Consider the following 10,000-nt stretch of genomic DNA (forward strand, 5'->3'; position numbering starts at 1 on the left):
ACGGAAAGACCCCGTGGAGCTTTACTGTAGCCTGATATTGAATTTTGGTACAGTTTGTACAGGATAGGCGGGAGCCATTGAAACCGGAGCGCTAGCTTCGGTGGAGGCGCTGGTGGGATACCGCCCTGACTGTATTGAAATTCTAACCTACGGGTCTTATCGACCCGGGAGACAGTGTCAGGTGGGCAGTTTGACTGGGGCGGTCGCCTCCTAAAGTGTAACGGAGGCGCCCAAAGGTTCCCTCAGAATGGTTGGAAATCATTCGTAGAGTGCAAAGGCATAAGGGAGCTTGACTGCGAGACCTACAAGTCGAGCAGGGACGAAAGTCGGGCTTAGTGATCCGGTGGTTCCGCATGGAAGGGCCATCGCTCAACGGATAAAAGCTACCCCGGGGATAACAGGCTTATCTCCCCCAAGAGTCCACATCGACGGGGAGGTTTGGCACCTCGATGTCGGCTCATCGCATCCTGGGGCTGTAGTCGGTCCCAAGGGTTGGGCTGTTCGCCCATTAAAGCGGTACGCGAGCTGGGTTCAGAACGTCGTGAGACAGTTCGGTCCCTATCCGTCGTGGGCGTAGGAAATTTGAGAGGAGCTGTCCTTAGTACGAGAGGACCGGGATGGACGCACCGCTGGTGTACCAGTTGTTCTGCCAAGGGCATAGCTGGGTAGCTATGTGCGGAAGGGATAAGTGCTGAAAGCATCTAAGCATGAAGCCCCCCTCAAGATGAGATTTCCCATAGCGTAAGCTAGTAAGATCCCTGAAAGATGATCAGGTTGATAGGTTCGAGGTGGAAGCATGGTGACATGTGGAGCTGACGAATACTAATAGATCGAGGACTTAACCATATAATATGAAGCAAATGTTATCTAGTTTTGAAGGAATATGCCTTCATAGTTTGGTGATGATGGCAGAGAGGTCACACCCGTTCCCATACCGAACACGGAAGTTAAGCTCTCTAGCGCCGATGGTAGTTGGGACCTTGTCCCTGTGAGAGTAGGACGTCGCCAAGCAACTATTAAGACGAGTCAGAATGACTCGTCTTTTTTGTATGCTTTCATACCTCTGTTAATTGCCTGCTTAACTCCTTCTAAATAGGCGAATCCATACCTTTTATCTGGTTCTAAGTAAGTACCTTCTGCCCATTCATTCCACGCATTAATAAATAAAAACTCGCTGTTGTAAAGAGAATAGGTACGCTGGATTTGTTTGCTTAAATATATCGTGAACTTCCTAGGGGTAGAACCTAGGAAGATGCTGCTATTTAAGTCTTTGCGGCGTGCTGTATTGTCCCAGTCAACAAAGGCACCAGGAAATGTTTTTTTCTCTGGAGGAGATCGTTTTAGTATATACATCCACACTTTATCATAATCCCAAGCGTTTATTTGTTTACCAGACTCATATATTGTTTTATTTATGTCTGAAGAGCTATCATGAGCAATTGTATAAAAAGGCTCGAATTCAATGCTAGCATCAAATCCATTTATATTAGGAAGTGGAAAGCTGTTTAATGTTTCTGCAAAGTATATACCTTTCAAACCATTTTCTTGTGCGAGTGTATTCCAATAATGAAGCATTTGTTCACAATGAGGGATATGCCCGGGGCGATAAATAATGAATAGTGGTTTATCGTCTATACGGATATATCTCTCATCTTGGAAAGCTTGCAATAAATACTCAAAGTGCTCTTTCCAATCCGATAATTCTCCATAATTTTGAGGCATTAATATGTGACTATCAAGACCATCCCAAGTTTTTGTCCACGGTTCATTTGCCCAAGAAAGGCAAAATGGAAAATCTGGTTCTTTCATCTTAAGTACCTCATTAAAGGGTGCCTCCAATAGCCTCTTCCCTTTAAACCAGTAATGGTAATAACAAAAACCATATATGCCATGTGCTTTGGCGATTTCTGCTTGCCATTTTCTTACGGATGGGGTGGTTAAGTCATAATAAAAATCTTGATAAGGTTCTCTAGGTTGGTAATGTCCTGAAAATAAAGGTCGTGCACTTTTAGTATTTGTCCATTCAGTAAACCCTTTCCCCCACCATCGGTCATTTTCTTTTATTTGATGAAACTGTGGTAAGTAAAAAGCGATTATTTTCAAGATATATCCCCCTTATGTTCTTCGTAGTTCAAGTGGTGGGAAGTTACTTTTGATTTTTCGAATCTAGTTAAAACATGAGATATGTTATTTACTTACTGTGTTTATGCTGCATAATGAATTCTTTGATGATTTAATATATACGGCTGAGATACAAAATGATCTTCATTATACAATGAGCGAAAAGAGTTAATCTTTTTGGAGAACAAATAGAGCTTGGGGTAACCGGTTTGTATCATCAAAAAAGTCCCGTAGCTTTAAATACTTCTCATAGTGGTTTTTAATATAAGTTCTAGGTATAACGGTTTCCCCGTAGAAGCTACTGTTTCTAACGTCTCCAGCTCCCGTAGGGCTGTGGACAAAATTGCCGCTTTCATAATCCGAGATGGCACGATTTATATCTGGAAAAGCTTGTGATAAAGTTTTATGCCATCCCGTTTGAATTAATTCAGGGTGTTCCTTAAATTGTTGACAGAAATCGAGAAAATAGCGTGCTTGTGTTGTGGCGATGAAGATGCCACCTGGACGAAGAATTCTTGAAAATTCCTTTATCCAATTTTCTGCTGTTTCTTCGGATAAATGTGAGAATACAGAATAAGCGAATATGATATCTAATGAATTGTCATTAATAAATCCTACAGGAGGTTGTGGGTTGGCTGTTTTATATATCCCTCTTCCTAACGTTTCATTACAAAGAGTAATCATGAGGGGATCTACATCAATACCAAGTAAATTTTCATCGCGAACATCTTTGAAAAAGAAGCGTATGATTCTTCCCCATCCGCAACCAAAGTCTAAAATTTTACGTCCTTTATTCAAAGGAACACCTAGATTTTGGGCATATGTTTTTACATGGCTATAAAACAAATATGCTTCATAAAGAGCATGTTCATAGGAAGCACCTACAAACTGTTGTTGAATTTCTTCAGGGGGGAACATAGGTACTGGAATGCCATTTATCTTTGTTTGTGAGCAACTTTGTATAAATAGATTTAGAAGTTCGACATCAGAAAGCGGGCTAACAAGGTTATCAAAATCATTTCCTAACTTGAAGTTATTCATTTGTTAACCTCCAAATTATATAGTACCTAAAAATTATTTTCGTGTTTTTTACTAATAAAAACGTGTAGAAATTCAGCATCTAACCCCAGTGATCTATCCTTTTGTAAATAAACAATGGTATACATATTTGAATGTGTATAAATATATTCAATCATATCTTGACCCCAATCAAATGTTACTAAAGACCCGTTCTCATCAATAGGATTACCATGATAAATTGGCTCCTCAATATATTCGATTCCTTCTTTATTGATTCTTGCTCTTTGTAAAGTCTTTGTGAGTGTATGATACCAAGGGACAGTAAACACATGAGCACCGCCAGGCTTTAATACACGCTCTATTTCTTTAAAGGCTTTGTTTGGCTCCATTACATGTTCAAAGACATCTTGAGTAATGAACAAATCAAAAGATTCATTTTGGAAAGTCATATCCTCTAAGTTCTCACATCTAATTCCTTGAAAGTATTGGCCGAGAGGATAGTTTTTAAAGTATTGAGAATACGTATAGTTTTTGCAGTTTTTTATAAGTAGCTGAGTTGTAATTCCCCCAGGAGAGGATTCGTGGATATGATAGGAACCCCATTTAGGAAAAAATGTATTTAAAACATGGATTATAGCTCGCTGCCTTGGTATAGAGTGGCATGTAGAACATAAGTAATGATCTCTAAGCCAATCATTATGCTCTATAAATGTAGTTTCCTTCTCACAAATAACGCAATATCCATTATTGTGCTTCAAATTACCTTCCACATGACATCACTCCTTTGTAAAAAAATGCATATGACACACACGTCAACAATCAGTGAAATCAAAGAGAGTGGATGGAAATTAGGGAACCCATAAAAGTGAGATTGGTAGAATGGAATAATTAGCGGGAGAGAACCCCACGCTAATTAAAGTTTCACTTTATGCTATGCGATACATTCGCTTTTATTCATTGAAGAATGTATCGACTTAGAATATCCCTTTTGTGTACGGATACATTTCAAAGTCTTGTGCATATATTTCTGTAACTAACGCCATTGTTTCTTCATCATAAAAGCTTTCATATGTTGGAAAGCGAGGGAAGGTGGCATCTGTAATGCTGAGTTCTGCATAGCTTCCTGTATAAAGCATCTTATGAGCCCGATGATGATCTGAATTTGTAAGAAGCGCTAAATTGGATTTAATCAAATCGTACGTGTGTTCTATCTTAGTGATTTGTGTATTAAAATCTTCTAAAGGAATATAGTATTGGATGAAATTTTCTTCACCTGGAACGTATTGCTGACTAAAATGTATGTCCATTGCTAGGGAATTTGAACCCAATGCTCGAATGTAATATAAAAATTGTTTAAATGATACTCCACGGTTACTATATTTGTCATTATACAAATAGTGGCGGATATTTTCCCATTGAGGGCTAGCATATGGATTGTCAGCAAGTAATAAAAATGAGCTGACGGCCCTTTTGTAGGGATTCCGTACAAGTTTACAAACATCTTTATTTGCTGTTAGAAGCCCATTTTGTAACTCTGGTATGTAGTTAGTGTTGTTTTTATACACCCAGAATTCATAGTAATGAATAAAGTCATGGTATTTCTTTGCTTCATTAAACAATCCGATTTGAAAAAAGAACCAATTAGCTAAGGCGGTACATCCGCTTCTATGGCTCCAGAATAGTATAAGTGGAAAGTCTTTATGAAAATGTGGGATTCGATCTTTATGTAGGATTACATGATTTAAAAGCTCTTGATTTACACTCTTCATACATGTAGTGCTCCTTTTTGAAATTTTTATTTATGGAGAAGGGAAGTTTTTACTAATCCAATATATTCATGGGAATGAGTAAATAGTATGAGTGTTTTTTGCGGTCAGCTTAAATAAGATAGCGATTCTAAAAGGGAAATATAAAATAAAGATAATGAAAATTTATAGGAAGCATACAATGATAAGAGGATGAATAATAGCAGTGACCAAGTTCATTTAGTTGCATTTCTAGGTGTGATAAGCAAAAATCTTATTACTAGAGAGGATATTATGAGGAAGAATAATTATTTAATAGTAGGTGGAAATAGTTTCATTGGTATTAACCTCGCATTAGGTTTATTGAAACAAGGTCAAACTGTCAAAGTATTTTCCAGACATATAAATAATTTTCCTCAAAATATTATAAGTGATGTTGAATTTATTAAAGGTGATTTAGCAAATGTTGAAGATATATATAAAGCTTTAGTGGATGTGGATATTATTATTTATTTAGCTGCAACGTCTAATGTAGCAACTTCAATTGAAGATGTTTTCGGAGATATAAACAGTAGCTTTTTTTTTCTTAACTTCATGGAAAGTGTTAAAAATTTTCCTGTTAAAAAAATTGTATTAGCATCTTCTGGAGGCACGGTTTATGGTGAACCGGAATATTTACCTATTGATGAGGAACATCCATTAAAACCACTTTCTCCTTATGGAATAACAAAAGTATCGCTTGAAAATTACTTGTACTTTTATAAGAAAAAATACGGAATTGACTATGTTGTATGTAGATATTCTAATCCATATGGAAAATATCAAAATCCTTTAAAGAAAGTTGGGGCAATAAACTGTTTTTTGTATCAGCATCTCAGTAATGAAAAGATTAATATATATGGGAATCCACAAGAGATTATTCGAGATTATATTTATATCGATGATTTAGTTGAAATCACTATACAACTATCAAAATTAAATCGTTTGAAATCTTGTGTATATAACATAGGGAGCGGCAAGGGTCTCTCTTTAAAACGAATTATAGTAGAATTGGAGAAATTAACGGAAAGAAAAGTGGACTTTACCTGCTATAAACAAAGGCAAGAAAATGTTCAAAAAATCATTTTAAATATAGATAGAGTAAGACGAGAATGTAATTGGGAACCGAAAATAGATTTCAAAAGTGGAATTAGATTAAATAAGCTATGGATTGAAGAGTTCTTATATAGTAAAAAATAATAAACCATGCCCTACTTTTGTATAAGTAGAGCGTGGTTTATTATTTTATTTCTTTTTTTATTACCCAAAGGTCTTGATGTTCCCACCAAAAACCTTCAGTGTATTTTTTGATGACAGGGTTATAGGGTAATAATTTAATTTTGTCACATACGTAAGAGGGACTAACGATCGTTTGCCCGTATTGATGAACATCCAAATCTAATTGTTCACTAGAAGGGAGAAACCAATAACCCTGTTTATTTAAATCTGGAAAGCTGAAGTACTTTTTACTTTGATAACCATGAGTTGTGAAAATGAGTAAGCCTTCAGGAGAAACAGCATTATACAATGTTTGAAGCCAACGAAACCAAGTTGTATCAGGCATATGAGAAAAAAAGGATAGACAAAAAACGATATCATACGTAGAGGAGGTCAAATTTACTTGTTCAGGTTCAGGGTGAGACAAGATAGAAGAAGTATTTAATGTACGTTCAATAAAAGTAATAGCCTCTTCATGTATATCGCAGGTAGTTATACTTAAGTTCGTTTGTAGGTTTAATAAATGACGTGTTACGCAGCCGTATCCGGATGCGAATTCTAATAATTTTATTGGAGTGTCTATAGGCGGATAAAAGGACGTAATTAAATCTAAGAGTGTTTCTGCGGATTTTCTCCCATCTTGAAAATAATAATCTATCGCTTCTTTTTTAGATGGGAAGACTGGATTAGTGACAAGGAATTGAAAGATATGATCCTCTGGATGGATACTTGCATTTACATTGTAGTTGTGTGCAATTTGAGAAATCAAATCTTTATTTGCCTCTATAAATTCTTTCAATGAGTAACCCCCCTTAAATGATAGTAACGTCTTACAAGAGACACTGATGGCGAAGAAAATATATCATTCAATCTTCAAATATGCTTTAAGATACTTTCTATATGTGTACATTTTCTTTTTTGAAATATTGTCGATAGTAAAGGTTTCTTTAATGAAATTCTGCATTTGTACAACTTCACTGTAATGGGAATATGAATCTTCTGTTCCCGTTACGCTATTTGTATGTCGTCTATGATAGTTTAGTGGTTTTGGATTGAAATAAATGTTCCCCTCTTTAAGAATAGAAACATAGAAAAACCAATCACCAGCTACTTTAAACTTTTCTAATTGTTTTTCTGTTGTTTTTATATCTATGTTTTTAAAAACTACACTTGAGACATTAGGTATGGTGTTCTTGATAAGTAATGTATCTTGTATTTCATCTATCCCTTTTCGAAAATAAGAACTTTTCCATTTTTCTTTATCAATATCATTTGTGTAATCTAAATAATGATTGGCCAGGATATTTCCTTGTTCGTCTATTTGTTTTGATTGTGTGTAGCTTAAGGTAACATCACCATTTATATGAAACCCTTGTATTACTTCTTCTAAAAATGTCTGATCACATAAGTCATCGGCCTCTGCAATCCAAATATAATCACCGGTTGCTGCAGAGACGCCTTTTATCCATTGTTTAAATACAGAACCAGAGTTTTTATCATTAATAATCTGCTGAACTTTTAGGTGGGGCTTATTTTCGTTTGAGAGCAGCTGTTTAAATATAGATACGCTATTGTCAGTGGAGGCATCGTCTAGGAAAATTAGTTCGTAAAGGGGATAGGTTTGGTTTAATATGGATTTAACTCGGTCAGGTAAGTATTTTTCGTAATTATAGTTCGGTATGATTACGCTTATTTTTTTGTAATTATGATCAAGTAGGTTTAACAGTTGATAAATGTAATGAAGAAAGTTAAAATCTTTTTCAATAAGCTCTTGGCCAAAGCGCCCTTTTTTTAATCGTAAGTCTTCATCTCCAATAAATTCATATATTCTTTCCAGCACCTGCGGTAAATTTAAAAAGTCTACTAAGGCGCCAGTTTGTTCCGTAACAACATCTTCAAAACCTCCAGCGTTTTTAAACCCTATAACAGGGACTTTTGTATCTAATGCTTCTAAAACAACGTTTGGAAAAGGATCTTCTCTTGAAGTTAATAAATATAAATCAGCCCCGGCGTTATATAAACCGATATCTGGAGTAGGCTCAACTAATGTGAAATGTGCTGTATATCTTGGGGATAGTGTGTTAAAGAAATGAACATCCGTTCTCCCGACCCAGATAAAATGAATATTCGTATGAACTTTTCTTACTGAGTAAGCAATAAGTGAGAATAAATCTATCCCTTTCCGATGATCAGCAAAACCTACTCCCAAAATGATTTTGCTATCTAGAGGCAGGTTGTGTTTTTTTCGTAATTCGCTTCTAGCTTTTGCAATATTGTTCTTATAAGGATTGTGGTTAAACAAGCCTTGAGGGAGGATGTGACATTTTTGATGATCTAATTGGGTGATTGTACGGAATTTTTCATACACGTACTGTGAAGGGAAGACAATTTTGTAAGCAAACTGGGCAATGTTTCTCGCTTTCCCCTCGGCAGAGTACTGTTGTATTAAATGCGGCAATTCATGTATTAATGAAATAACTTTTATATTGTGTTTAGCTAGTAATGCAACTATGTCACCACTTATGACGGTACTACATATGGCGATGGTATAGTCTTGTGATAGTAACTTCTTTATTAATAATTCGACCCTTTTTTCTGTTGGGTAGTCTTCCTCTAGGCAATAAACAGGACCATACTTTTGAAAATCGTGGATTAAAATGCCCGTTCCAATAGAAATAATTGCGACGGAGTAATGAAAGTTTTCTTTAAGAGCTTTAATAGTATGTAAAGAAAGCAGCTGTGCTCCGTGGAAATGGGCATCATGGGATACATAAATGATCTTCTTATTAACATGCATTTCATAACGCCTCCTAAGTTAATTAGATTTTTAGTAAATGCATGGTGTATTTATAATTCCTAGAGAGAAGTGGTAGGAGATAATTGTGGATACAGCTGGAATGTACTCGAAATAAAAAGTGCTACCTTTAATATATATTTGTTTGGCTTGCTATTCATTCTTTAGAAAGGTGTAAGTAAGAAAGTATAAACTGTCGATTATGAAAGTGATTGCAACAGTTTATTAATCTCTAGGAACGGAGTATAAATGAAGAAGGTTCAATACCCTTTAGAATTTATAAAATAAAAAGGATAAAAGGTATTGACGATTAGGATATAGAGGTGTAATATAGAACAAGTCGCCGATGCAATAACGCAGAACGCGGCAAACAAAATGAAAAACTTAGTTGACATTAACTAACGAAGATGTTAACATAAGGAAGTCGCAAATGAGCGACCGAGTAGTTCTTTGAAAACTGAACGAAACAAACAACGTGAAACGTCAATTTTTATTTTTAGATGCTAGACAAACTAACTTTATTGGAGAGTTTGATCCTGGCTCAGGATGAACGCTGGCGGCGTGCCTAATACATGCAAGTCGAGCGAATGGATTGAGAGCTTGCTCTCGAGAAGTTAGCGGCGGACGGGTGAGTAACACGTGGGTAACCTACCCATAAGACTGGGATAACTCCGGGAAACCGGGGCTAATACCGGATAATATTTTGAACTGCATGGTTCGAAATTGAAAGGCGGCTTCGGCTGTCACTTATGGATGGACCCGCGTCGCATTAGCTAGTTGGTGAGGTAACGGCTCACCAAGGCAACGATGCGTAGCCGACCTGAGAGGGTGATCGGCCACACTGGGACTGAGACACGGCCCAGACTCCTACGGGAGGCAGCAGTAGGGAATCTTCCGCAATGGACGAAAGTCTGACGGAGCAACGCCGCGTGAGTGATGAAGGCTTTCGGGTCGTAAAACTCTGTTGTTAGGGAAGAACAAGTGCTAGTTGAATAAGCTGGCACCTTGACGGTACCTAACCAGAAAGCCACGGCTAACTACGTGCCAGCAGCCGCGGTAATAC

General features: G+C 36.8%; 7 protein-coding genes and 3 rRNA genes (2 of these 10 cut by a window edge). 4 read left to right on the plus strand and 6 right to left on the minus strand.

All coding sequences use genetic code 11. The features are described from left to right. Positions 1 to 846 (plus strand): 23S ribosomal RNA (locus ACU8YW_RS01585); it begins 2,076 nt to the left of the window's first position. Positions 847 to 895: 49 nt separating this feature from the next. Further along, a 5S ribosomal RNA gene (gene rrf / locus ACU8YW_RS01590) occupies positions 896 to 1,011 on the plus strand. Positions 1,012 to 1,026: 15 nt separating this feature from the next. Here rrf and ACU8YW_RS01595 read toward each other — a convergent pair. From ACU8YW_RS01595 to ACU8YW_RS01610, 4 genes are all read right to left on the minus strand, one after another. Continuing rightward, a complete protein-coding gene (locus ACU8YW_RS01595; RefSeq protein ID WP_088121150.1) occupies positions 1,027 to 2,103 on the minus strand; it encodes a glycosyltransferase WbsX family protein in 1,077 nt (358 codons plus the stop codon). Positions 2,104 to 2,289: 186 nt separating this feature from the next. Further along, the gene (locus tag ACU8YW_RS01600; RefSeq protein WP_106383617.1) at positions 2,290 to 3,162 is read right to left on the minus strand and encodes a class I SAM-dependent methyltransferase; all 873 of its coding nucleotides are present in this window, start codon (positions 3,160 to 3,162) and stop codon (positions 2,290 to 2,292) included. Positions 3,163 to 3,188: 26 nt separating this feature from the next. Next, a complete protein-coding gene (locus ACU8YW_RS01605) occupies positions 3,189 to 3,911 on the minus strand; it encodes a class I SAM-dependent methyltransferase (RefSeq protein WP_426934731.1) in 723 nt (240 codons plus the stop codon). 204 nt (positions 3,912 to 4,115) lie between these two features. Then, positions 4,116 to 4,910 (minus strand): sulfotransferase family 2 domain-containing protein, encoded by a 795-nt coding sequence (locus ACU8YW_RS01610; RefSeq protein WP_064460162.1) that lies wholly within the window; start codon positions 4,908 to 4,910, stop codon positions 4,116 to 4,118. Between the two features lie 270 nt (positions 4,911 to 5,180). Here ACU8YW_RS01610 and ACU8YW_RS01615 point away from each other — a divergent pair, with 270 nt between their 5' ends. Next, positions 5,181 to 6,125 carry an NAD-dependent epimerase/dehydratase family protein gene (locus ACU8YW_RS01615; RefSeq protein WP_106383619.1) on the plus strand — a complete coding sequence of 315 codons (945 nt, stop codon included), beginning with the start codon at positions 5,181 to 5,183 and terminating at the stop codon, positions 6,123 to 6,125. Positions 6,126 to 6,165: 40 nt separating this feature from the next. Here the strand turns inward: ACU8YW_RS01615 and ACU8YW_RS01620 are convergent, their stop codons facing one another. Together ACU8YW_RS01620 and ACU8YW_RS01625 are read right to left on the minus strand one after the other, a co-directional pair. After that, positions 6,166 to 6,942, minus strand: a complete 777-nt coding sequence (locus ACU8YW_RS01620; protein ID WP_088610424.1) for a class I SAM-dependent methyltransferase — start codon at positions 6,940 to 6,942, stop codon at positions 6,166 to 6,168. Positions 6,943 to 7,005: 63 nt separating this feature from the next. Then, positions 7,006 to 8,940, minus strand: a complete 1,935-nt coding sequence (locus tag ACU8YW_RS01625) for a glycosyltransferase (protein ID WP_088610423.1) — start codon at positions 8,938 to 8,940, stop codon at positions 7,006 to 7,008. 515 nt (positions 8,941 to 9,455) lie between these two features. On the opposite strand from ACU8YW_RS01625, the gene ACU8YW_RS01630 reads away from it, so the two are divergent. Beyond that, positions 9,456 to 10,000: ribosomal RNA gene (locus tag ACU8YW_RS01630) — 16S ribosomal RNA — on the plus strand (it continues 1,007 nt past the right edge of the window).

The organism is Bacillus pretiosus (genome assembly GCF_052947655.1).